General features: G+C 53.4%; 22 protein-coding genes. 15 read left to right on the top strand and 7 right to left on the bottom strand.

Annotation, left to right across the window (positions count from 1 at the left end; all coding sequences use genetic code 11):
- The 7 genes from ACTQ3R_RS04275 to ACTQ3R_RS04245 form a co-directional block, all read right to left on the bottom strand.
- Positions 1-987, bottom strand: a complete 987-nt coding sequence (locus tag ACTQ3R_RS04275) for a DUF4314 domain-containing protein (protein ID WP_209345320.1) — start codon at positions 985-987, stop codon at positions 1-3.
- Positions 984-2,003 carry an LPD28 domain-containing protein gene (locus ACTQ3R_RS04270; RefSeq protein WP_209345323.1) on the bottom strand — a complete coding sequence of 340 codons (1,020 nt, stop codon included), beginning with the start codon at positions 2,001-2,003 and terminating at the stop codon, positions 984-986. The genes ACTQ3R_RS04275 and ACTQ3R_RS04270 overlap by 4 nt, the downstream gene beginning before the upstream one ends.
- A 179-nt stretch (positions 2,004-2,182) precedes the next feature.
- Positions 2,183-3,298 (bottom strand): DUF6329 domain-containing protein, encoded by a 1,116-nt coding sequence (locus ACTQ3R_RS04265; RefSeq protein ID WP_209345325.1) that lies wholly within the window; start codon positions 3,296-3,298, stop codon positions 2,183-2,185.
- Positions 3,295-4,503 (bottom strand): antirestriction protein ArdA, encoded by a 1,209-nt coding sequence (locus tag ACTQ3R_RS04260; RefSeq protein WP_235396094.1) that lies wholly within the window; start codon positions 4,501-4,503, stop codon positions 3,295-3,297. The genes ACTQ3R_RS04265 and ACTQ3R_RS04260 overlap by 4 nt, the downstream gene beginning before the upstream one ends.
- Positions 4,503-5,213, bottom strand: coding sequence for a hypothetical protein (locus ACTQ3R_RS04255; protein WP_209345327.1), 711 nt, complete (start codon positions 5,211-5,213; stop codon positions 4,503-4,505). Before ACTQ3R_RS04255 ends, ACTQ3R_RS04260 begins: the two co-directional genes overlap by 1 nt.
- Positions 5,214-5,310: 97 nt before the next feature.
- Positions 5,311-6,018 carry a hypothetical protein gene (locus ACTQ3R_RS04250; RefSeq protein WP_209345329.1) on the bottom strand — a complete coding sequence of 236 codons (708 nt, stop codon included), beginning with the start codon at positions 6,016-6,018 and terminating at the stop codon, positions 5,311-5,313.
- A 153-nt stretch (positions 6,019-6,171) separates the two neighbouring features.
- Positions 6,172-6,729: an AfsR/SARP family transcriptional regulator gene (locus ACTQ3R_RS04245; RefSeq protein WP_441778159.1), complete on the bottom strand. Its 558-nt coding sequence runs from the start codon at positions 6,727-6,729 to the stop codon at positions 6,172-6,174.
- Positions 6,730-7,129: 400 nt separating this feature from the next.
- On the opposite strand from ACTQ3R_RS04245, the gene ACTQ3R_RS04240 reads away from it, so the two are divergent.
- The 15 genes from ACTQ3R_RS04240 (at position 7,130) to ACTQ3R_RS04170 (ending at position 23,264) form a co-directional block, all read left to right on the top strand.
- A complete protein-coding gene (locus ACTQ3R_RS04240) occupies positions 7,130-9,394 on the top strand; it encodes a xanthine dehydrogenase family protein molybdopterin-binding subunit (RefSeq protein WP_441778158.1) in 2,265 nt (754 codons plus the stop codon).
- Positions 9,394-9,864 (top strand): (2Fe-2S)-binding protein, encoded by a 471-nt coding sequence (locus ACTQ3R_RS04235; protein WP_441778157.1) that lies wholly within the window; start codon positions 9,394-9,396, stop codon positions 9,862-9,864. Before ACTQ3R_RS04240 ends, ACTQ3R_RS04235 begins: the two co-directional genes overlap by 1 nt.
- A 2-nt stretch (positions 9,865-9,866) precedes the next feature.
- Positions 9,867-10,742 carry an FAD binding domain-containing protein gene (locus tag ACTQ3R_RS04230; protein WP_441778156.1) on the top strand — a complete coding sequence of 292 codons (876 nt, stop codon included), beginning with the start codon at positions 9,867-9,869 and terminating at the stop codon, positions 10,740-10,742.
- A gap of 135 nt (positions 10,743-10,877) precedes the next feature.
- Entirely contained in the window at positions 10,878-12,302 is a 1,425-nt protein-coding gene (gene nhaC / locus ACTQ3R_RS04225; RefSeq protein ID WP_441778155.1) for a Na+/H+ antiporter NhaC, read from the top strand.
- A 28-nt stretch (positions 12,303-12,330) separates the two neighbouring features.
- A complete protein-coding gene (locus tag ACTQ3R_RS04220) occupies positions 12,331-12,963 on the top strand; it encodes a nucleotidyltransferase family protein (protein WP_441778154.1) in 633 nt (210 codons plus the stop codon).
- A 29-nt stretch (positions 12,964-12,992) separates the two neighbouring features.
- Entirely contained in the window at positions 12,993-13,967 is a 975-nt protein-coding gene (locus tag ACTQ3R_RS04215; protein WP_441778153.1) for an XdhC family protein, read from the top strand.
- Between the two features lie 267 nt (positions 13,968-14,234).
- The gene (modA, locus tag ACTQ3R_RS04210; protein ID WP_441778152.1) at positions 14,235-15,101 is read left to right on the top strand and encodes a molybdate ABC transporter substrate-binding protein; all 867 of its coding nucleotides are present in this window, start codon (positions 14,235-14,237) and stop codon (positions 15,099-15,101) included.
- 63 nt (positions 15,102-15,164) lie between these two features.
- Positions 15,165-15,845, top strand: a complete 681-nt coding sequence (modB, locus tag ACTQ3R_RS04205; protein ID WP_441778151.1) for a molybdate ABC transporter permease subunit — start codon at positions 15,165-15,167, stop codon at positions 15,843-15,845.
- A 1-nt stretch (position 15,846) separates the two neighbouring features.
- Positions 15,847-16,887 carry a sulfate/molybdate ABC transporter ATP-binding protein gene (locus tag ACTQ3R_RS04200; protein WP_441778150.1) on the top strand — a complete coding sequence of 347 codons (1,041 nt, stop codon included), beginning with the start codon at positions 15,847-15,849 and terminating at the stop codon, positions 16,885-16,887.
- A gap of 64 nt (positions 16,888-16,951) precedes the next feature.
- Positions 16,952-17,968: a molybdopterin-binding protein gene (locus ACTQ3R_RS04195; RefSeq protein ID WP_441778149.1), complete on the top strand. Its 1,017-nt coding sequence runs from the start codon at positions 16,952-16,954 to the stop codon at positions 17,966-17,968.
- A 1-nt stretch (position 17,969) separates the two neighbouring features.
- Positions 17,970-18,923, top strand: coding sequence for a GTP 3',8-cyclase MoaA (moaA, locus tag ACTQ3R_RS04190; RefSeq protein WP_441778148.1), 954 nt, complete (start codon positions 17,970-17,972; stop codon positions 18,921-18,923).
- Positions 18,924-19,008: 85 nt separating this feature from the next.
- Positions 19,009-19,527, top strand: a complete 519-nt coding sequence (moaC, locus tag ACTQ3R_RS04185) for a cyclic pyranopterin monophosphate synthase MoaC (RefSeq protein ID WP_441778147.1) — start codon at positions 19,009-19,011, stop codon at positions 19,525-19,527.
- A complete protein-coding gene (locus ACTQ3R_RS04180) occupies positions 19,506-20,408 on the top strand; it encodes a MogA/MoaB family molybdenum cofactor biosynthesis protein (protein WP_441778146.1) in 903 nt (300 codons plus the stop codon). Before moaC ends, ACTQ3R_RS04180 begins: the two co-directional genes overlap by 22 nt.
- 811 nt (positions 20,409-21,219) lie before the next feature.
- Positions 21,220-21,969: a LytR/AlgR family response regulator transcription factor gene (locus ACTQ3R_RS04175; RefSeq protein WP_441778145.1), complete on the top strand. Its 750-nt coding sequence runs from the start codon at positions 21,220-21,222 to the stop codon at positions 21,967-21,969.
- Positions 21,970-21,983: 14 nt separating this feature from the next.
- The gene (locus tag ACTQ3R_RS04170) at positions 21,984-23,264 is read left to right on the top strand and encodes a sensor histidine kinase (RefSeq protein ID WP_441778144.1); all 1,281 of its coding nucleotides are present in this window, start codon (positions 21,984-21,986) and stop codon (positions 23,262-23,264) included.
- Position 23,265 lies beyond the last annotated feature (1 nt).

The following is a 23,265-nucleotide window of genomic DNA, read 5'->3' as shown; positions in this document are numbered from 1 at the left end:
TTATTCAAGCGTCAACCCTCCTGTCTTCGGCTGAAAATCTTCCAGATACTTGGCAGGGTCAGCACCGGGACATCCCCAGCCGCACATACTGCCCACCTCCATGGCCTTGCGCTGCCACATGGTCACGCCAAGCTGCTCATTGAGCTGGTCCGCCAGCTCCACATTCCGTTCCTTGTCACCGGTGTCCCAGTCGGAGGGGTAGTAACCGGTCTCGCCCCGCTTGATGCAGATCAATTCGCCGGTGGTCAGGATGGTGGAGAAGCACAGCTCCGGCAATCCCTCCGCAATTTTAGGACTGAACCGCTCCTCCTCGGTCTGGATGCTCCAGTTGTTCCAATTCCAGAGATGGACATACAACTCACCGCCATCTGCCTCGATCTCCCGCTGCTCAAAGCCCTCACCCCAGCCGTCTGAAGCCTGTCCGGAGACATACTCCTTGAGCGTGTCCAGTTCTTCCGGGGTGAGGGTGCCGACCACCCGACACTCCGCCACGCCCCAAAGCTGGCCGTTCCGCTCCTCAGCAGTGAATACCACAGACCTGACCTTGTCATCCACACTGTCATTTTTGCCGTACCAGTGCATGATCCCGCGCTCGGTTTCCTCCGGCATCCGGTTCTTCACCAATGCGGCAAGGATATCCCCTTCATAGGTCCGCAGCTCCCTGCCGTCCAACGGAGTACCTTCCTCCTCCATATCGCCCCATTCGTTCCGCTCATAGAGGTCAGCGGTCAGGGGCATATAGAGTTTCATGGTGGTGGGTTCGGGCGGCAGGACGGTAAAGCTGTCCTCACCAATGACCAGCGACAATGTTCTTCCGTTGTCCCACCTCATGTGGAAGTGGCCGGCGTCGTCGATGAAGTCCAGCGTTCCCATGGCTCCAGAAGAAATTGGATCTGGATCGGTTTTCATCTCTCTGAGCTTGATTCGGCTGCCCGCGGGGTACTGCTCCCGCAGGAAAGCCAGCCACTCTTTCGGAATACTGTTCATGACAATCCCCCCATCGTCATGCCCTCATCGGGCGTATTTTGATAGTCCTCCAACAGGCGGGGGTTTTCCTCGCCGTAGAGGTCGTACAGGATATCGTCCACCTGCTTGCGGACTGTGGGGTCATCGGTCAGCGTTTCATACCGGAAGCCGGTGGCCGGATGGTCTGGCAGCTCCTCCCGGATGCACTGGAGATATGCCTCCGCATCCGTGTACTCCACCTGTTCGCCGCTGGCAAAGGTCACCCGCCCCACCACCGGCTTATCTGTCATATTCTGTCTCTGGACACGGAGGTCAAAGGCGGTCAGATAGGCTTGATACTCACCGGCTACGGGGTTGCACCGCAGGCAGTAGCGATAGTTCTCTGTCTCCACGATATAACCGTAGTTCTGTACCCAGCCGCCGCTGATCTCTCCGCCATGGCCCCGGCAGTAGCCAGCCATGGCGGAGAAGTTCTTCAGGACGTTATTTCGCAGCTCATCCACCACATCCTGCAATTCGGACTTGAATTCCGGGGAGTTCAGCTCCTCCGGGCCTCTCGGCCACCAGGTGTGCCAGAACTCCGTGCCGCTCCGTCCGAAATCCATGCGGACATAGCCGACGCAGCCGAATTTCGCATCTTCCTCCGGACTCATGGCGTAGAAAAAGCCCGCTTCCTCGGGTGAAGCGGGCCGAATGGCAAATGTTTGATTGTGAAAGGGATATTCCAGGCTGTTGTTCCGGCAGTAGTCTCGCAGTGTCATGGTCTCTCCAAGCAGGAGGAACTGCCTGTTCACTCTGCGGGATATTGTGTCGGCCCGTTTCAGGGGAACGGGGGAAAGGACAGAGCCAATGGGATTTATACGGGCGCGGTCTGACAGTGCGATGGGCTTTTTGGCATTGCGGACGCTGCCTCTCAGTTCGTAGTAATACCAGCCTTCCGGGACATCCTCCCGCGGGATACGCTGGGGAGTGAACAGTACCGGCCTGCCGAACAATATGGCTGATCGCAGGGGATCGGTTTTGATATTGATACTCATAGCGTGCCTCCTTCGCTTTTTGGTAACGGGAACAATACCACGCTGATTCTCGAAAGTCCATACTTATTTTCCTTAACACTAACTGCGGCGGAAACCCACCAGGACCTGCCGAGCTATAATTCTGCACCCAGCGGCTTGGCTCATTTCCTGCAAGGGCAATTTTGACCTCCTATTATAGACTACATGCTTTGCTGGGACTGCGTCTGATTTGGAAAGGGCGTACTGATGCGTCGCACAAAGCCAAATTCGGTTTGCTGGACATCGTCCTCCTCCATGTAAGCCTCACCGAGCCGCTCGAAATCCGTGTAGAGTTCAAGAATATCGAGAACGTCTTCATCGACGCCGAATCGCCGCAGAACCTGCTTTCCATATTCCTCCTGGTCGTCAGGGACACGCTCATAATCGTCCAGCTCCAGCGCCAGATCCAGAGCGGCGGGAAAGTCCTCCGGCTGCTCCGCTGACAGGACGGCAAGGTATTTCAGCAGCTCGCCGTCTGTCTGTCCCATCTCCCGCACGGCCATCGCCAGCTCGTTGGCGGACTCCACGCTGACGCAGTCCACAGGAATATGTTCTTCCAGATAAGGGACGAGAAATTCAACCGCTTCGATCCTGGCCTCCGCGAAGTCCGTGATCCCAAGCTGTGCTTTTGCGGCGTCCAACTCTGTTTCCTCTGCGGGAAGATGCAGAACGCAGACTGTCCCGGTGGTTTCCAGCTGGAGCCGGATCACCGAATCCTCCTTTTGTTCAGGCTCTGCTGACTGTTTGCGCAGGACATAGCCGCTGTAGGTATAAGCGCCGCCTCGGTCGGCATAATACTCTGCGCCGATCTTGGCAAAATCCAAATACGGCCATGCTTTTTCCGGAAACCGGGGATCGCCGTGGAGCAGTCCGGCAGCAGCCACATATTTACCAAGATCGGTATCCGAGCTCACATTGGGGATGATGGTATATTCCTCCAGCGACTCTGAGACACGAAGCACATCATCCAGCCCGTTGACGCTTTCGGCATCCAACGCTCCGGCGAAGATATCCCGCTGACGCTTGCTCATCCCGCCGATCCTTTCGGCCAGCGTGTTGAGCTTTTGCATGTCCTCTCTGCTGTTCAGGTCCGCATAGCGGACATACTGCCCGATATTGGCAACCGGGCTTTTGACATCCAGGATTCTGACATCCCCGGCATAGCGGCTGACTGTATCCAGCAGGGCGAACGCCTCGCCGATCTCCGCGGGTGTTGTGGGAAAGCGCAGGCGGACGCCCTCCTGGTTATCCCCGCGGGTCAGATGCAGTTCGATCATGACAAGCCTCCCATCTGCGGGCCCTGCTCCATCTGCTCTGTTGGGATGTTCCGGGCCACAATCTCGCTGATCTCCTGCGCTGTCCCCAGGTAGGCCACATAGCCCCGGTCTCCAAAAAGCCCGCCCTCCTCCCGGATACGGCGCTCTCCGTAGCTCTGGTAGTTGATATAGTCCTCCAGATTTGGGTCCACCTCAAAATGGCCGGACTCCTGGATCATATAACGCCCATATTCCTCCGCGGTGCTGATGTCCGGCACCACCGTAAACTCGTGAAGATTTTCCGCCAGGGCCAGGATCTCCTCCGGCGTCTGGGGCCAGACTGTATCGAAAACAGTATGGAAGTTCTCCATTGCCTGCCCGTCGAACTTTCGCAGGTGCCGGGTCAGGGCGTTCAGGGCAGCCAGATGCTCATTCAGAGGATATTCACGCTCAAAGACGCTCCGGACCGCGTCGCTGAGTTCGGCGGTATCCAAGACTGCAATACACTGCTCCGGCCTGTCCGCGCCCAGCCGCCGCACCGCGCGGGCGATCTTGCTCTCCGCGCAGGGGAAATAGAGCGTTTCCTGCTGCTCCGGCTTTCCGATCACCGAAAGCGTTACAGAGGCCGCGCAGTCCTCGTAGAAAAACTCCGGGAGATGGCGGCCGTCATAGATACTGGACAGCCGCATGCCGTTGTCATACACCACGCCATAGGGTGTGACTGTCCCGCCTCCGCCCTCAATGAGCAGCAGCGCAGTCTCATATCCGTCCAGAGCGTCCAGTTCTTCCGTCCTGGCGCAGCCGCCATGCAGGTTCATGTAGTGGTCACGGCCTATGGCCTCCAGATCGGAGAAGTCCGTGATCACCGTGGCCTGCTGGCAGCAGAAGGTCAGGTTGATAAAGTCTGTCATATCCCGAAGATCCAGCTTTTCCGCCATGGCCTGAAACTGCGCGGCCTCACCAACATCAAAGCTGTCCAGCCGCTTTGCCAGGTAGTCCAGCTCGTCCAGATTGACGGTGAGCATCTCCATTCGCTTTAACACGGGAAAACTGCTGCTGATCTCCATGACCTGACAATCCCGGTGGACGGGATCGCCGATCTCCAGTGCGGATAGAAGCTCAACACAGTGGTCATATTCCTCGTTGGGGATGGGGAATGGGATGGTGGCCACGCCATATTCAGGATGCTCCTGATTGGCCAACACCGCCTGCACCAAGGGAGCCATCAGACCTCACCTCCCGTTCCGCCGATGGTGAACATGGCCTTGCCGTAGTGGGCGATCAGCATCGCGTCCAGGATCAGCGTCAGGGCGGTATCATCCACCAGCTCTCGGTCGCATAGTTCCTGGAATGAGATGTACTGGTGGTTTTGATAGAGCCCCTTTGCCGCCTGATAGAGCACATATTCCTGCTCACTCATCGCCCGCACGGTGTCCCACCCGCTGAGGCGGATGCTCCAGAGGCCAAAGATATTCGGTACGGCGCGGCAGAGCGATTCTGTGGCGGTCAGCAGGTACATGGTAGCCAGACGGCGCCGGCCTGTGTCATCGCCATGATGACGGAGCAGATAGGGATAATAGAACAGGAAGCGGGAGGTGTGGGCGGCGTCATAGTAGGCGACTGCTTTCTTGTTGGAGAGCAGCTCCGCGATCCGCTCTCCCAGCCTGCCGCTCTGCCAGTTCCGATAATAGTCAGCCGCCAGGGAGGAATAGGTGACCGCCCCCGCCTCCGCACGCTCCTCGATCCAAGGGCATACCGGCATGGTGCATTGCTTTCTTCTGTATTTGGTGCAGTGCTTGCAGGCCACATCCTCGGGCCGGTAGCGAAACCGGCAGAGGATCATTTGGCCTCCGCCGCGAGGGGAGAAGTGGGGCGGCGTCATCATCTGCCGCTCCAGCCCCGCCAGAGGGGTGTCTCGCAGGAAGTATTTCGTCACGTGCTGTCCTTTCCGGATGGGACCTTTATCCCGAAAGGGCGGCAAAAAAGGCCGGCGTCCCAAACGGGATACGGCCTTGTCCTGTGTTGATGATGATTTAGAATTGCTGGGTCATGCCCTGATATTCCGTATCTTCTGCTGCCTCCAATTCCTTCTGATTTGACTGGCTGACCAGCTCTGCCAGGGCAGGAACCGCACATTCGATCTGCGCCGCCACGCCCTCCAGCAGCTTTTGGCGTTCCGCGGTGATGGGATAATGATTCTCCAGCGTTTCGTGGACGCAGCGGTAGACCTCCGCAAGCTGCTCCTTAGAAAAAAGCTGGTGCTTGTCCAGCAGGCCGGAGCGGATGGCAAAGTCCCGCTTTGCCGCCTGATAGTCATTTCCAGCATAATGACCTTGCCACAGGCTGGTACGCTCATTGATCCACGCCCAGGTGGTGAATTGAACGCCGTGTTTGCCGGGGAGGGCGGCAAGCACAACATCATTGAACTCCGCCAGTACTTGATATGGTTCGTGCAGGCTGTCCGCTTTCAGCAATGGGGCTTTATCCAGGAGAGTCATGTACTCCCTGACCGTGGCGGCGATATCCGCGGCCCGGTCACAGGCCAGCTCGGTATCTGAGTCGGTCATATCCTCCTGTCGGTATCGGATGCCGCCTGTGCTGGCGACTCGGCACAGAGGCTGGTCGTTCCACTCTACCGGGAGAAAACCATCCTGTTCTGGCAGGACCACAAAGCCCGTTTGCCGGAGGCGGAGGGCCAGTTCGGAAAAATAAGATTTATTTGCTGTCGTTTCTGTTTTCATACGCATTCCTTTCAAAAATTAAAGCCGAAGCTGTTGAACAACTTCGGCTGGGCATATTGCTGTATCTTGTACGGCTGGAGGCGGGTTCGAGTCTGATCTGTATTCGTTTTTCCTCGGCAAATAGTCAAAGTTCAAGGCCCTTTAGCATTCGAGCTAAAGGGCCTTGAAAGGCTTGAAAACTCTTGCTTTTTCTGCAAATAGTCTTTTTCGCCTATTGGTTTGAGACCAGTCCTGGGATTCAAACCGGCGGGCAATGGACTGTTTTAAACGGTCGATATAGATCTGCTGAAGCTCTTGCCGCGTGTTTAAGATCCACTCGTTATAGTATTCATTCTCTTTCAGATAGAAGTCTTGCAGAAATTCTCCGGCATAAATGTTTGTAATTTCCGCAGAATCTCTGTTCAGCTGCTCAAGGTCCAGGTGTACATCGATCTCTGGATTGATCTGCAGAATGTTCTTTCTCGGCTCAATCAGAAAGTCTGTCCACAGCAATTTGCGCAGAACATAAATAGCGTTTCGCATATTGGACTTGACCTTTTGATCCCCCACATTGTTTCCCCAAATTAGATCGGCAATTTTGCTGCGGGGTGCTTCACGCTCCACCAAAAGATAATACAAAATGGCTTCTGCTTGCTTAAACGGAAACGCAACAAATTCCCCGTCCTTCAGAATACGGGGGGAACCTAAAAGAGAAGCGGTTAATTGCCTCATGAGAATCTACCTTTCCTTACACACACATGATCCATTTTGTTCCAGTTTCAGAAAGAACACGATATTTTAAATTAGATTATAACATATCTTTTTTGACGTTACTACATTGAAATTGCATGCTGTGTTTTCCGGAAAATGTGCAATGGTGGTTATGGTCATCCGTTTGACATAATTGACGTAAAATGGAGCGCTTTTCCGGAGAAAATGATTCAAAATTTTTATTAGATATTTTTTTGACGCTTTTATTGACCTGAATTTGATTTTGAGGCTATACACTGAAAACATATTTGATACAGGACAAACCGACGCAAGGAAAAGGGCCATAAACTTTTCTGCAGTTGTAAGCAGAACATTCTACTAGCACCCTTTTAGGAAGAAAAAATTTTAAAGGATGATAGTTTTGAAAGAGTTTCATGTAGTTGGAAAAGAACTGTCGAACGATCAGGCGTATGGAAAGGTAACCGGCCGGCTCCACTACTGCGGCGATGAAACCACGCAGGGCATGCTGTACATGAGATTAAAGGCGGGTACGGTCAGCCACGGAATGATCCGTTCCATTGATATCTCAAAAGCGGTGCAGCTGCCCGGAGTACGTGCGGTATATACTTGTGAGAATACTCCGGACCGTCTTTATGACCGCGGACGGGTGGGACCTTGGGAGACCGTTCCCAATCAGGAGCGTTTGTTTGACCGGCATATCCGGTATGTGGGGGAGCGCGTTGCGGCCGTGGTTGCTGTTTCTGAGGAAATCGCAGAACAGGCCTGCCGGTTGATCGAAGTAGAATACGATCCTCTGCCGTTTGTGGTCTCCGTGGACGAGTCAGAACGTGAAGATGCCCCCAAAATTCACCCGGACGGCAATGTGTATGAATGTGCCCCCTTCGATTATGGCGATTATGCCTCTGTCACAGATGTGTTGTGTCATTCCAGCTGTTCCCACATTGGACGCATGACTCATTTGGCGATGGAAACCCAATCTTGCCGCGCCAAATATAACGCCTCGGAGAAGACCTTGACCGTCTGGACTGGGTGCCAGTCTGTATTTGGGGTTCGCAGTACGGTGGCAGAACTGCTTCAAATGCCGTATTCCAAGGTGCGCGTGGTCAAGATGCCAATGGGAGGCTCCTTTGGTGTGCGTCAGGAGACGCTGCTGGAACCGCTTACATCCTATGCGGCATGGGACTTGCAGGGTGAGGTGCGGCTGGTATATACCAGAGAAGAGCAGATTGTCAACACCATGATGAAACACAGTGTGGATGCACAAGTCAAAAGTAAAGTCACAGCGGACGGAGTGATTCAGGGGGTTTCCCTCTCCTGCCGGCTCGATGCCGGAGCCTATCTGACCGTGTCCAGAGATTATGTCTCTACCATAGGGGAAAAGATCAATAAAGTGTATCGAATCCCCAACATTCACTTTGACGGAAGAGCGGTGTGTACCAATACGCCCATCAATGGGAGCTTTAGAAGCTGGGGTTCCTGTGAGCTTACCCTTTGCCTGGAAAATCATTGGAATATGGTTGCCGGGGAATTGGGGATGGATCCAATTGAATTTCGGCTGAAAAATATTCATCAGCCCTATGATGAGGAAGTCGTGCATCAGGTTTCCATTGGCAATACGCACTTTGAAGAGTGTTTGGTTCGGGGAAGAGAGGCATTTCGCTGGGATGAGAGAAAAGAGGAGTGCCGCCGGCAGAATGAGCAGCAGCGGCGCTACCGGTATGGAGTGGGAGTGGCGTTGGCATCCCATACCTCTTCCTTCTATCCGTACCGGGTGGATGTTGCATCCACAAACGCCAGATTGCAGGAAGACGGAAGCCTGATCGTACATGTTGCGGTCCACGACCATGGGTGTGGAACGGTAATGGCCTTGAAAAAGATTGCTTCTGAAGTGACGGAGATCCCCCTGGAAAACATTCTGCTGCAAGAAGCAGATACCCAGTCCTGTCGATATGACCACGGCTGTTATGCCAGCAGGACCGTATATTCCCTGGGTCAATCTGTGAAGACATGTTGTGAGAAATTGATGGATCAGGCACGGAAGAAGGCCGCCGCTGCGCTTCGCTGCAATGAAAATGTGCTGCACTATGAGGCTGGAGTGTTCTTTAAAGAGACAGAAAAAACGGTCAGGATTTCGCTGCAGGAGATTTGTGAATATTCCATTCGTGTCACCGGAGAAGACCTGTTTTGTTCGGTTACCACCAATGCTGCAGCAAATCCCGGCGTACCGGCTGCACACTTTACTTATGTGAGAGTGGATACTTATACTGGGTTTACCAAGGTTTTGGACTGCCTCTCTGTACATGATGTGGGCAAGGCCATCAACCCCGATATGTGCCGGGGACAGGTGGGAAGCGGAATTCAGCAGGGCATTGGAATGGCTCTGTGTGAAGAGATCAAAATTGATCCGAAAACCGGCCGTGCGCTGATTACAAACTTTAAAAATTATGAGGTAGCCAACGCGGTGGATATGCCGGATTATCAGACGATCCTGATTGAGGACCCGGAGCCCAACGCTCCCTTTGGAGCAAAGTCCATCGGCGAAGTGGTGCTGGCTCCGGTGGCGCCTGCTGTCGTGGCTGCGGTCAACCATGCCCTGGGAACGCAGCTGAGGCATTTGCCCCTGACCCCTGCGGTGATTTTAGAAGCGTTGGAGGCACAAAGATAATGGAACTGCATTTCACATTAAATGGGCGGCCTGAAACCATGGAGGTGGACGGCAGCAAACGCCTGCTGGATTTTATTCGTGATGACCTCGGCTTGACCGGAACAAAGGAAGGCTGTGGAGAGGGAGAGTGCGGAGCCTGTACCGTGATGCTCAACGGAGAGGCGGTTCATTCTTGCCTGACCATGACCGGGCAGTTGGATGGAGGAGAGCTGTGGACCATTGAAGGGCTGGAACAAAACGGAGAATTGGACGTGATCCAAAAGGCTTTTATCAAAAAAAGCGCGGTCCAGTGCGGCTTTTGCGTCAGCGGAATGGTGATGTCGATCAAGGCGTTGTTATTGAAAAATCCTCATCCCACGCAAGAGGAAGTAAAAATGGCAATCGCGGGCAATATTTGCCGCTGTACGGGATACCGGGAAGTCAAGGCTGCAGTACAGGAAGCCGCCGCGGCACAGAGTGAGGAGGAGTGAATATGGCAAGGACAGAATACCTTCAGCCGGGCACCCTGGAGGATCTGAAGAACTTACTGCCAACTCTTCCGACAAACACCGCAGTGCTGGCGGGTGGCACCGATTTGATGCCGCAGATCCGCACCCGGCACCCGGATTATGAATGTATTTTAAGTTTATGGAACATTCCGGACCTGCGTGTCGTGGAAGAGACAACGGACGGCTATTTAAAGATCGGCGCAATGGTTACTCACGCTGCTGCAGCGGACAATCATCTGATTCGCCGCTATTTTCGTGGACTTTACATGGCGTGCAGCCATGTGGGATCCCAGCAGGTCAGAAATAAGGGAACTTTGGGGGGCAGCCTTGTAAACGCTTCCCCTGCGGGCGATATTGCACCTTGTATATTTCTATATCATGGGCAACTGGAGATCCTCAGCCAGGACGGAAGCCGAAGGGTAGACATGGACGAGTTCCTGTTTCCCGATGGGAAGACCTGCTTGCAGCAGGGGGAAATCTTAACTGCCATATATCTGCCCATTGACAAGGAGCTGAACAGCTGCTTTGTTAAGCTTGGCAGCCGCAGGGAAGTGACCATTGCACAAATATCCCTGTGCGCAGCCTGGAAAAACTACAGCGGGAAACCGGAGGTCCTGAGCGCTTTTGTCGGTGCTATTGACCGCAGGCCGTGTGCTTTTCCCAATCCGGGCTTGTTGGCCGACCTGCTCACTGCGGAACAAGCGGCGCAGCTGCTGGCAGATCAGATCCGGCAGATTCGTCTGAAGCGAACCCGGCCGCCCAAGCTGAAGCTGACAGAGGCAGAGCAGCTATATAAGGAACGTGCAGCAAAAGGTGTGGTTTACGATGTTGTGGAGCTGATTGGAGCGGCCGAACTGTAATGTGTTGTTTGTCCAAGAGAGATAAAAATTTTGAGGGAGTATAACCAGAAAACCAAGCTTGTCTGTGACATCAGAACGGCTCAAGAGAGCCGTGCGTTTCGATTACCCTGAAAAATTTGGATGGGAGAGAATGTTATGGCTAAGACAACCAATGAAGTAAAAAAAGCCCCGGTAGATTTTGGAAAGTCGGCAATCGTATTTGTGATTACCTTTGCATTGATCCTCAGCGGCATCATGCTGTTTGGAACCTCGGCACACATGCCGCTGGTGCTGGCCGCGGCGGTCGCCGGAATTGTTGGCATTCTGTCCGGTTACAAATGGACGGAAATGGAGGCTGGTATTTGCGACACCATCAAAGCCTCTGCCCCTGCCATGCTGATTATGCTGATCATTGGCATGGTCATTGGCACCTGGATGCTGGGCGGTATTGTGCCCACTATGATTTACTACGGCCTGACTTGGATCTCTCCGAAGATCTTCCTGCTCACGGCCTGCCTGCTTTGTACGTTGGTTTCTACCTTTACAGGAAGCTCCTGGAGCACCATGGGAACCGTGGGAGTTGCGTTGATGGGCGTGGGTGCCGGTCTGGGCGTCAACGCTGGAATGACTTGCGGCGCTATTATTTCCGGAGCCTATTTTGGAGATAAAATTTCGCCGCTCTCTGATACCACCAATCTGGCTCCCGCTATGGCAGGTACCACCGTGTTCTCTCACATGAAGCACATGGTCTATACTACGACTCCTTCTTATATCGTTGCACTGATTATCTATGGAATACTGGGAATTTCGGTGGTGGGAGAAAATGCCGATCTTGGTACCATTGATCTGTATCTGGAGACGCTGGATGCCTGCTTTAACATTAGCCCCATTATGCTGATCCCTCCCATCTGCGTGCTGCTGATGGTCATATTCAAGGTCCCTGCTATCCCTGGACTGCTGGGGGTAGCGGCGTTAGGCGGTATATTTGCCATCGCATTCCAGGGGGCCACGCTGTCTCAGGTGCTGGGAGCCGCCTATACTGGTGTCAGCATGGACACCGGCGTTGAGGCCATCAACAAGCTGGTCAACCGGGGCGGCCTGTCTGGTATGATGGACACCATTGCCCTGATTTTAATTGCGCTGGCCTTTGCCGGAATCGTGGAGCGCACAGGAATGGTCCATAGTGTGGTGGAAAAGATCCTTTCCCACGCCAAGAGCGACAAGGCGATGATGACGACGACGGTGTTTTCTACCCTGTTTACCAATTTTGCCACTGGCGTTCAGTATGTCGCCATTGTGCTGCCCGGCCGGATGTTCCGCCAGACCTTCCGTGACCGCAACCTGCATCCCAAAAACCTGTCCCGTATTCTGGAGGACGTAGGCACCCTCTGTGCTCCGTTTTGCCCTTATGGAACAGACGGCGCGTTTATCTTGGGCACCTTAGGCGTAGCGACCGGTCAGTATGCTCCCTTTATGTTCTTTGCAATGCTGAATCCTATCATGTCCCTGATCTGCATTTGGACTGGCTGGACCATCAAGTATATGGATCCTGCCCAGAAAGATGAGGACATCATTCCCTGATATCGCGGTTTGACTGGAGAAACCGGCTGTGGCGCAGAGAAAGGAGCAGAATATGTATATTTCCGCTGTGATTGCCGCGGCCGGGCTTTCCTCCAGAATGCACCGGTTTAAGCCCCTGCTTCCGCTGGGGACATCTACTGTGATCCAGCATACGATTGACAGCCTGCGTGCTGGGGGAGCCGGTCAGATTATTGTTGTGACTGGTTTTCAAGGACAATTGCTGGAAGAACATCTTCGGTTTTCCTCTGTCACACTGTGCCGTAATGCGCAATATGCAACGACCGACATGCTGACCTCTATCCAGCTTGGTCTGGCTCAGCTCACTGCAGAGGCGGAGCGGGTATTTATTATGCCTGGTGACATTCCCCTGGTTTCGCCGGACACCCTTCGTGCAATGTGTGAACTGGATGCTCCGGTGGTGCGTCCCAGCTGCCATGGCCGTGGGGGGCATCCCATTTTGCTGAACGCGGAGGCTGTGCATACAGTGCAGACCTGGAAGGGGACGGATGGGTTAAAAGGGCTTCTGCGTTCCGGAAAACTCGAGAGCAAATTTATGGAGACAGAAGATGCTGCCGTTCTGATGGATGCGGATTCGCCCCAGGATTATCAGAAGCTTTTGGAGTACTATGACCACTGGAACATGCAGCGAAGTGGTATGTAACAAAGCATAAAGGGACGGAGGCGCAAGGGTTGAAAAGACTGTTTCATGCGTTGAAAAATATGACGCTCAAGGGAGAAGACACGGTTTTGGTCACCTTGACTGCCAGCTCCGGCTCTGTCCCGCGAGGTGCGGGCGCACGCATGCTGGTGGGCAGCCAGGGGCGGGTGGCTGGCACTGTGGGAGGCGGAGCGGTGGAAAGCCGCTGTATTGAAACGGCGCAGCAAATATTAAAGTGCGATCCCACCCAGAGGCCGCAGTGCCGGATTTTTTCGTTGAATCAGACGGGACCGGGACAACTGGATATGGTATGCGGCGGACAGGTAGAGGCCCATTTTTTACCAATTCAAGGACACGACACCAAAATTGCGGCTGTGTGTGAAACAGTTGCAGCAGCTTTTGAGGCAGGAAAGCCGCTCTGGCTGTGCACTCCGCTGGAACATGGGGAACTGACCGTACAAGATTCATCGTCGCTGCCGGCTCCTCCCAGGATTTTGGAGTGGGAGGGAGCCAGGTGGTTCACGCAACAAATTCATCGCCCCGGCTTGGTCTATATTTTCGGCGGCGGCCATGTGGCACAGGCATTGGTTCCTGTTCTGTATCCGCTGGATTTTCCTTGCGTAGTTCTGGAAAATCGTGAGGAATTTGCCTCGCGGGAACTGTTTCCCCTTGCGTACAAGGTCAAGCAGATCGATTTTTCAAACATTCCTCAGGAAATTTCCATAACGGAGCATGATTATGTCTGTATTATGACCCGTGGCCATGATTATGACCTTTTGGTGCAGCAACAGGTGCTTTGCACGCCGGCCCGCTATATTGGAGTGATCGGAAGCAAACGGAAAGCACAGTATTCCTTTGAAATGCTGCAGAAATGCGGTTTTTCACAGCAGGCGCTTTCCCGCATTGTTACTCCTATTGGACTGCCGATAGGAGGACAGACCCCGGAGGAAATTGCCATTTCCATTGCTGCACAACTGATTCACTTCAGAGCAACACAAGACACTTGATAGACGTTGCTTGGTTCTGCTGTTCCGAACTACGGCAGGGAATATTTCTTACTCAATGAACTGCTTTGTGGAAAAATGAGACTGCTGCAGAATCAAATGTTCTGCAGCAGTCTCATTTATTTGGCCGCAGAAACCGGCAGGGTGCGCAGGTTTCTTGATATGGCGGCTGCAGCGGCCCGGCCTTTGAGGGCTTATTGCCGATCGTTACATGTGTAAAACCCGATTGGGGTTTGAGAAATGGATGAAACAAGAAAGGAATGGTAGTGGATGAAGAAGTATTTTGCGTTGATCCTTGCTGGGATGCTGGCTTTTTCCCTGGCTTCCTGCGGAAAAAATCATGGGAATAGCGTTTCGTCTTCGGGGAATGCTTCCGGCAGTTCCCAGCAAGTCTCTGAGCCGGTAGAGCTTATTGTATTTGCGGCCGCTTCGATGACGGAAACCCTCACGGAGCTTGGAAAACAGTACGAGCAGGAACACCAGGATGTCAGCCTTGTGTTTAATTTTGATTCTTCCGGTACGCTCAAAACTCAGATTCAGGAGGGGGCGGAGGTGGATATTTTTATCTCTGCGGGACAAAAGCAAATGGATCAGCTTGATATCAGCGCGGATCCTCAGGTAAATACGGAACAGTTGGACTTTGTTTTTGCCGACAGCCGATTCAATATTTTGGAAAACAAGGTGGCGCTGGCCGTGCCGGAGGGAAATCCGGCTGGGATTTATTCCTACGAAGAATTGGCGCAGAAGTTGAACGAGGGATCTGCTCTTCTGGCCATGGGAAATGCAGACGTGCCTGTGGGGCAATATACTCAGAAAATTTTTGATTACTTTGCGCTGAGAGAAGAAGATCTTGCAGCTTCCGGCTGTATTACGTATGGCTCCAATGTGAAGGAAGTGACCACTCAAGTTTCTGAGGCGGTGGTGGATTGCGGCATAATCTATCAGACCGATGCCTTTTCTGCAGGGCTTACGGTTGTGGATACTGCCACTGCAGAGATGTGCGGCCAGGTCATCTATCCAGCCGCGGTAATAAACAGCTCCGAACATCCTCAGCAAGCGAAGGACTTTCTGACATATCTGACTGGTGAAGCCGGGGATGAGGTGTTTGAGAAAGTAGGGTTTACACCTGTGGCTTAAAGTGCTCAGGCGGTTGAAACGGAAGCTGGCTTCCCGGCATCAAAAAGCAAAGGTCGTGAACGTGTGGACTGGTTCCCTCTGGTCAATTCCCTGCGGATTGCAGGGATCAGCACCATTATCATTTTCTTTACAGGCATATTTGCGGCCTATTACATTGCAAAAGCCCCAAAGATGGTCAAAGGAATTTTAGATGTACTCCTGACACTTCCGCTGGTGCTTCCGCCCACGGTGGTAGGGTATTTGCTTTTGCGTGTGCTGGGGCCGAAGCGTCTGGTTGGTGCATGGTTTTTAGATGTATTTGGTCTCAAACTGACGATGACTTGGTGGTCTGCAATCTTTGCTACTGTGGTGGTCATATTCCCCTTGATGTACCGTACTGCCCGAGGGGCCTTTGAATCCTTTGATGAGACGCTGGCCTATTCAGCGCAGAGTCTGGGGCTGTCCAATACATATATATTTTGGCGAATCCGAATGCCCTGCTGCCGCCAGGGGATCCTGGCGGGGACCGTGTTAGCCTTTGCCAGGGCGCTGGGAGAATTTGGAGCTACCAGCATGATTGCCGGCTACACCCCCGGCAAGACGGCAACAATCGCTACGACAGTCTATCAGCTTTGGCGTACCAACAATGACGAACTGGCTTTTCAGTGGGTGCTGTGTAATATGGCCATCTCCTTTGCGGTATTGCTGGCACTGAACCTGTTGGAAAAACGAACGTCGGCAAGGAAACCGGTAAGGGGGAACTGAGATGTCAGTTTCTGTGGATATTGAAAAGAGACTTGGAAGTTTTCATTTAAAAGTGAAGCTGGAGGCGCAGGAGGAAACGCTGGCACTTCTGGGGGCATCTGGGTGCGGAAAAAGCATGACGCTGAAATGCATTGCCGGAATTGAACGGCCGGACCGGGGGCGCATTGTAGTCGATGGGACGAGCGTATTTGACTCGGAAAAGGGAATCAATGTAAGCCCTCAGCAACGGCGGGTAGGGGTGGTATTTCAGAACTACGCCTTGTTTCCCCATATGACAGTGCGTCAGAATATCTGGGCTGGGGCATGGCGGGAGAACAGCAAAGAAAAGCGGATGGCTTTGGTCGAAGAGGCTATGGAGCGCTTCGGATTGGCGGACCAGGCACGACATTATCCCCACCAGCTCTCCGGCGGCCAGCAGCAGCGGGTGGCTTTGGCCAGAGTGCTGGTCTCGGCTCCGAAACTGCTCTTGCTGGATGAACCCTTTTCCGCGCTGGATAGCCAGCTGCGGTTTCGGTTGGAGCAAGAAGTGCGGCATGTGATCCGCCAGTTTGGAAAAAGTGTTTTATTGGTCTCCCATGACCGGGATGAAGTGTTCCGCCTTGCAGATTCCATTGCGGTCATGGACCGCGGCCAGGTGGAAGTGCAGGGAAAAAAGCAGGCCGTATTTGAGAACCCCCAAACCATGGCAGGGGCAATTATGACCGGCTGCAAAAATATTTCCAGATTGGTTCGAGGGAGAGCTGGCCGTGTGTATGCAGCCGATTGGGGCGTAGAGCTGAAGATCAATGATGACAACAGGGCGGGCTATCTTGGCATCCGAATGCATGATATTGTTCCGGGCAACGGAGAAAACGCTTTTTTGTTCCGGGTCATGGAAGAAGTGGAAAACCCGTTTTCCTTTGTCATTATGCTGCGGCCCGAAGGAAAGGAAGACGGCGTTCCAATCGGCTGGGAAGTGGATAAGGAAACCTGGGAGAACATGCGTGCGGACACCGTGCAGGTCAGTTTTCCCAGAAAATCAATTTTGCTGCTGGAACATTGAGCGGTGTGCAATCGGGGGCTGAACAAACGGCCTGGATGGGCAGGAGACAGAAGGGAGTTCTGCAATGAAAAAAGTAAAGGTCGAAGATGCGGTCGGCATGGAGCTTTGCCATGATGTTACGGCTATGTATGATGGATTTAAAGGCCCGGCATTCAAGCGGGGGCATGTCATACGCCCGGAAGACGTTCCGGCGCTGCTGGACTATGGCAAACGGATGGTGTTTGTATGGGAGGAAACTGCGGGCGAGCTCCATGAAGAGGAGGCTGCGGTGCGTTTGGCTGCTATGACTAAGCTGGATAACGCCCACTATACCGGACCCAGTGAGGGCAAAATGTTGCTGATCGCCGATGAACGAGGAATGTTCCGGGTGGATACGCAGCTGCTCAGAGCAGTGAACGAAATTGGAGATATCACCATAGCCACCCTTCCGGACCACTATCCGGTGCAGCCCGGTGACCGTTTGGCATCGATGCGGATTGTGCCTCTTGTGACAAAAGAGGAGCAGATTGCCCAGGCAGAAGCGCTTTGCCGGGACAGAAAGCTGTTGGACCTGCGGCCGTATCAGAGAAAGAACATTGGCGTTGTGGTCACGGGAAGTGAGGTATATCATGGGAGAATTCAGGACAAATTTGAGCCGGTGGTGCGGGAAAAACTGGCCGCGTATCCCGCTGAACTTTTGGGAGTAACGGTGTGTGACGATGATCTGGAAATGATTGCAGCGGCCGGAAAGCGCTATCAGGAGCTGGGGGCCGATTTGATAATCTTTACAGGTGGTATGTCCGTGGATCCGGACGACCTGACGCCCGGAGCCATTCGGAAACTGGGGGCGGAAATCATCTGCCACGGGGTCCCCGCCCAGCCGGGAAATATGACGTTGGTTGCCTACCTGGGCGAGACTGCGATTCTGGGAGTCCCCGGAGCGGCAATCAGTCTGCCTACCACCATGTTTGATGTGTTGCTGCCGCAGCTTTTTACTGGAGAAAAGCTGACCAAGGAAGATCTGGTGAAATTGGGGAACGGCGGATTGTGCCAGCTGTGCAGGGAGTGTCACTGGCCGAATTGTACATTTGGAAGGTACTGATATGGAGGATACCTATGGGAGAAGAGTGGACTATCTCCGGATCTCGGTAACCGAGCGTTGTAATTTGCGCTGCCGTTACTGTATGCCGGAGGATGGGATCTGTAAAAAACGCCGTGAGGAGATGCTGACGGAAGAAGAAATGGTGATGGCGGTGAAAGCAGCGGCCTCTTTGGGGATAAGCAAGCTGCGAATCACCGGGGGTGAACCGTTGGTCAAGCGGAATATCCTTTCCATCTGCGATCATGTGAGTAAGGTGGAAGGAATTCGTGAAGTCTGTATCACCACCAACGGCATTTTATTGCCCCGGCTGGCAAAGCCTCTGCGGGAGGCTGGTGTCCGCCGGGTAAATATCAGCCTTGATACCTTAAATCCCCAAAAATATTTTTATATTACCCGGCGCGATCACTTTGGTTCCGCCCTTGCCGGGATCCAAAGCGCGCTGGATGCCGGATTTGAACAGGTGAAAATCAATTCGGTTTTAATCAGGGGCTTTAATGATGACGAGATCCAGAAGCTGGCAGAGCTGACCTTGCGCAGCCCGGTGGATGTACGCTTTATTGAACTTATGCCCATGAATCGTGGGGATGAACTTGAGCAGCGGGCCATGGTCAAAAACGAAGTGGTGCTGGACAGGCTGCCTCAGCTGAGAAAAATCAATGGGGATGGCGGAGTGGCACAGCTGTACCGCTTACCAGGGGCAAAGGGAAACATCGGCCTTATCAGTCCGGTCAGCCATCAGTTTTGCTCACAATGCAGTCGCATTCGCCTCACGGCGGACGGAAAGATAAAACCCTGCCTTCATTCCAATGCGGAATATAACATCAAGGGACTCAAATATGAGGAAGTTGCGGCCCAGTTCCGGAACGCTATTATGGGAAAACCGGAAGGACACGGTGGCCTCGGTGTGCGCTGTCCCAGTGGAGCGGGCCGGAATATGAACGAAATTGGCGGCTAGTGCAGGATAGATGATCCAAAGACGATAGGACAAGGAACCGCAACTGGTTTTGTTCCATCGGCAGACTGTGAAAGGGGTGGGAGGTATGGATGAGAACCGGGAAGATTTTACCCATTTTAATCGCCAAGGACGGGCCAGGATGGTTTGTGTGGGCGAAAAACCGGACAGCCGCCGGACTGCTGTGGCGGCGGCGCGGGTTATAGTAAGCAAGAGTACCTTGGAGCGGATCCGCAGCGGAGGAGTGAAAAAGGGAGATGTGCTGACTGTGGCACAGATTGCTGGGATTATGGGAGCCAAACGAACTGCTGAGCTGATCCCTATGTGCCATCCAGTTTTTTTGGATGGGGTAGACCTGGAGCTGAGCTTGGACGAACACAGGTGCTGTGTGGAAATCAGAGCCAGTGTCGTCTGTAGTGGGAAAACAGGGGTGGAGATGGAAGCGCTGACGGCAGTCAGTGCTGCGGCATTGACCATCTACGATATGTGCAAGGCGGTTCAGAGGGACATTGTGATCCAAGAGATCCGGTTGCTGGAGAAGACCGGAGGGGTACATGGAAATTACATCAGAAAGGAAGAGACACAATGGGAAACACAGCCGCAGTGATTACCGTCAGCGATACAGGTGCCAGGGGCGAACGGATTGATACCAGTGGCCCGGCTGTGTGTGATATGCTGGAACATCGGGGATGGAAAGTAGAGTACACCAAAATAATTCCTGATGATCTGGAAACCATCAAAAAAGAGCTGATTTTCTGTGCGGATGAGAAAAAAATCCAGCTTGTGCTGACCACGGGAGGAACTGGCTTTTCCCCCCGTGATGTGACGCCGGAAGCTACGCTGGCAGTCATTGACCGCAGGACACCGGGAATTCCGGAGCTTATGCGCGGGGAAAGTGTGAAGCGGACAGACAGGGGATGCCTGTCGCGGGCAGAAGCGGGGATTCGGGGAAGCACTCTGATTGTCAATCTTCCCGGCAGTGAAACCGGCGCGCGAGAAAATCTTCAGGCTGTGCTGGAGCCGATCAGACATGGGGTAGAAATGATACTAAGCAACGGTTCGGCGGAATGCGCTTCTAACCCTGTGGCGGAGAGCGCTCAAAACCCACCTTCTATGGACCGGTGGCTGCAGGAGGCCAAAACGGCCCCCAGTGCCCCAAAGGTAGGCATGTATCTCATTCATAGCGGTACAGTTCGGGAGACCGCCAAGGCGAGCGTGCGGCAGGGAGTGGAATCTTCGGCTCGTGTAGTGGGGATGGCCGTTTCCTATGATAAAAATGTGTTGGATGCACTGATTGCCCAAGCATATCAAATGCCAGGGATCTATTACGTAAGAGCATGGATCAACGAGGGGAAACTGCAAGTCGGCGAGGATATTATGCGGGTACTAATCGGCGGGGACATCCGACCTCACGTTGTGGAGGCGCTGAATTACCTCGTAAGCAGTATAAAGAACGATTGCATTTTGGAGCGGGAGCTGTATTGGTAACCAGTCGCCGCTTCTCCCATAAAGCTGTATTAACGCCATCGAATTTATGCGGACAAGCTGAATATCTGCACGATAGGAACGCAGCCATCTGGTATACGAAATGGCTGCAGCTCTGTGCAGGGAGTTCAAAGTTTGGTGCGTATCAAGTTTTTTCAAAAAAAAACAATATGCTGTGCTTCCTGGCAGTGGTCCCAGTTTACCGGAGACAGCATATCGCCCGTCAAATGGTGTCCTTTATGCTGACGCTGATGAAGGACGGAGAGGATATCACCATAACCGCTTCTTGAAATGGTGGATGCCGAAAAACATGAGCACAGAATATCGGCAGGGGCTACAGATTTACAGCTGTGCGGCATGGGGGTGGGCGACTACTACCCAACCCCATCTTTGACGGCAAGGGTCACACAGAATAGGCCCCCGGCCTTTTTGGCCGGGGGCCTTTTGTATCCTTTTTTCATCCAATCAGCCACGGCGTCCCGCAGAAAACAGGCACAGCCTGGCACTGGCCTATCATAGTAAGCGGGGAAGTGCATATCTGCCAGAGGCGGCTGTGTCTCCGGTGCCTGAGCGGGGTGTGCCGGTTCCCGCTGATGGTGAGATTCGGGAGGTGGAGGGTGCGGCTCTCCTTGTGCTCTGGGGGACAGCTCTGCCTGGACAGCCGCTTCCTGCCAGTTCGGCCAAACCCTCTTGACGGTGTTCCGCTTCCATGATATGTTTATTTTATAAAATGTGTTGAAATTGGAAAATTATTGCGCAAAATTTGATAGAATTTGCGCAAAATTTGTGCTTTGTTGCATTGGGGAGGCTAACCATGCTGCGGATCGCTATATGTGACGATGAAGAAAAACAACTCGATCAAGTGGCGTCACTGTTGAATACCTATCTCCAATCCCGCCCAGGCCTGAATGGACAGGTGGAGATGTTCCAGAGCGGTGTTGCGCTGTTGGACCGGGCGGAGGAGGCAGAGGGGTTTGATCTCTACGTGCTGGACATCCTTATGCCGGAGCTGAGCGGAATTGACACCGGCCGCCGCCTGCGGGCGCTGGGGCAAGGCGGAGAAATCATCTATCTTACCAGCTCCAACGATTTTGCCGCCGATAGCTATGACGTCCGGGCATTTTTTTACCTGCTGAAACCGGTAAAGGAAGGGAAGTTCTTTCAGGTGCTGGATGGGGCAGTGGAGAAACTGAACCGCCAACGGAACAACGCGGTTGTGGTAACCACGGCGGACGGCCCCCGGCGCGTCCTTCTGGATAGTATCCGGTATGTGGAGCGGGTGGGGCGCTGTATGCGCTATTATTGCACCAATGGTACCGTAGATTCTCAAACGATCCGGGGCTCTTTTCGGGAAATGGCGGCGCTCCTGCTGGCCGACCGACGCTTTTACCTGTGCGGGGCCAGCTTTGTGCTCAATTTTCAGCATGTGACTGGGGTAAACGGCCAGATGGCGCTGCTGGACAATGGGCAAGCCGTTTCACTGCCCCGGACAGCGGCCACGGAGTTTAAGAAAGCCTGGGGGAATTACTGGCTGACGGAAATCGATAAATTGGACAACCACTGACGGAATGAGGAATAATGTTGAAACTGGATTTTTACCACACCTTTTACATTGGAATCTCACAGGCTTTTTTGGGTTGCTTCGTGTTTCTGTTGATTGATTTCCGCAAACCGGTTGCCAAGTGGCGGACCCGCTGGATCGTCTCAGCGGTGCTGATTGTTGGTTCCAACCTGATAGGACTGCTTTTTCTGAATTTTTGGGACACCTATTATCGTGCGGGCTTCTTTACCGTGACGGTCCCTTACATTGTGGTCACACTTTGGTGTTCGCAGTATCGGGATTTCCGTGCCGCGTTCAGTATTATTACCGGCCTGTTTGTTGGCTGCATCGGGACAGCGAACGAAATGTTGGCCGCATTGCTTCTCCAGCACAACAAATATTGCGAATACTATTCCTTTGCCGTACGTGCGCTTTCCTTTTTCCTAATGTTTTTTATCCTGCGGCGGTTCAGCCTTACATACCGGCAAATGCTTCACCAACTCAATCGCAGCTGGGGGATTCTTTGCCTCATCCCATTTTCCGCATTTATTGCCATGCTGTATACCGCCAGCTATTCGGCTAATTCCTCTGTGATTATTGTGCTGACCTACGGCTTGATGATCGTATGCAGCGGAGCCTATTACCTGATGTATCTCTTTTTTGATCGAGTGCAGAAGGAAAACAGTGCCCGCTATGAGGCTCGGCTGTCCGCTCTGCAGGTGTCTGCCCTGCGCAGCCGCATGGAGGCGGTGAAAGCTGCAGAACATGCGATCCGCACCGAACGCCACGACCTGCGTCATCGGCTCCAGACCGTCGCGGAGCTGGTATCTAGAGGGGACAAGGACGCGGCGCTGGATTTTCTGGACGCTGCTCAAAAGCGTCTGGATGAGCAGAAGGAGATTCGATGGTGCCGCCCGCCGGTGCTGGACGCGGTGTTTTCTTCCTACTTTGACCAAGCCCAAAACCAGGGAATTCGGGTGGAGGCAGCTATCTCCCTGCCCGGTGCCCTCCCCGTAAATGAGGGAGAATTGGCTATTGTCCTTGCAAATGCCCTGGAAAACGCCATCCATGCCAATCTGGAGCTGCCTCGGGAGCAGCGGGAGATCCGCTGCAAGATGGTAGGCACTCCCAGCATTATGCTGGAGCTATCAAATCCCTGCAGCAAGCAAGTGACCTTTGATGAACGCGGCCTGCCCCAGGCCCAAAAGAAGGATCACGGCCTGGGTGTACAGTCCATCGCCGCCTTTTGTGAGAAACACGGTGCTGTGTGCCAGTTTGAACTGACAAATGGCTGGTTCCGGCTTAGATTGGTGCTGTAAC

This window comes from Lawsonibacter sp. LCP25S3_E2 (genome assembly GCF_052117285.1).
Lineage (GTDB): Bacteria > Bacillota > Clostridia > Oscillospirales > Oscillospiraceae > Lawsonibacter.
The sequence above is the reverse complement of the archived record's forward strand: the minus strand, read 5'-3'. Positions and strand labels throughout refer to the sequence as shown.

Bases quoted from the DNA above. Each gene is read 5' to 3' on its own strand.
- ACTQ3R_RS04170 (WP_441778144.1), top strand. From the start codon at position 21,984: ATGTTGAAACTGGATTTTTACCACACCTTTTACATTGGAATCTCACAG.
- ACTQ3R_RS04265 (WP_209345325.1), bottom strand. From the start codon at position 3,298: ATGATCGAACTGCATCTGACCCGCGGGGATAACCAGGAGGGCGTCCGC.
- ACTQ3R_RS04270 (WP_209345323.1), bottom strand. From the start codon at position 2,003: ATGAGTATCAATATCAAAACCGATCCCCTGCGATCAGCCATATTGTTC.
- ACTQ3R_RS04235 (WP_441778157.1), top strand. From the start codon at position 9,394: ATGGAACTGCATTTCACATTAAATGGGCGGCCTGAAACCATGGAGGTG.
- ACTQ3R_RS04275 (WP_209345320.1), bottom strand. From the start codon at position 987: ATGAACAGTATTCCGAAAGAGTGGCTGGCTTTCCTGCGGGAGCAGTAC.
- ACTQ3R_RS04195 (WP_441778149.1), top strand. From the start codon at position 16,952: ATGAAAAAAGTAAAGGTCGAAGATGCGGTCGGCATGGAGCTTTGCCAT.
- ACTQ3R_RS04200 (WP_441778150.1), top strand. From the start codon at position 15,847: ATGTCAGTTTCTGTGGATATTGAAAAGAGACTTGGAAGTTTTCATTTA.
- modA (WP_441778152.1), top strand. From the start codon at position 14,235: ATGAAGAAGTATTTTGCGTTGATCCTTGCTGGGATGCTGGCTTTTTCC.
- ACTQ3R_RS04250 (WP_209345329.1), bottom strand. From the start codon at position 6,018: ATGAAAACAGAAACGACAGCAAATAAATCTTATTTTTCCGAACTGGCC.
- ACTQ3R_RS04260 (WP_235396094.1), bottom strand. From the start codon at position 4,503: ATGGCTCCCTTGGTGCAGGCGGTGTTGGCCAATCAGGAGCATCCTGAA.
- ACTQ3R_RS04180 (WP_441778146.1), top strand. From the start codon at position 19,506: ATGGGAAACACAGCCGCAGTGATTACCGTCAGCGATACAGGTGCCAGG.
- ACTQ3R_RS04230 (WP_441778156.1), top strand. From the start codon at position 9,867: ATGGCAAGGACAGAATACCTTCAGCCGGGCACCCTGGAGGATCTGAAG.
- nhaC (WP_441778155.1), top strand. From the start codon at position 10,878: ATGGCTAAGACAACCAATGAAGTAAAAAAAGCCCCGGTAGATTTTGGA.
- ACTQ3R_RS04245 (WP_441778159.1), bottom strand. From the start codon at position 6,729: ATGAGGCAATTAACCGCTTCTCTTTTAGGTTCCCCCCGTATTCTGAAG.
- ACTQ3R_RS04175 (WP_441778145.1), top strand. From the start codon at position 21,220: ATGCTGCGGATCGCTATATGTGACGATGAAGAAAAACAACTCGATCAA.
- moaA (WP_441778148.1), top strand. From the start codon at position 17,970: ATGGAGGATACCTATGGGAGAAGAGTGGACTATCTCCGGATCTCGGTA.
- moaC (WP_441778147.1), top strand. From the start codon at position 19,009: ATGGATGAGAACCGGGAAGATTTTACCCATTTTAATCGCCAAGGACGG.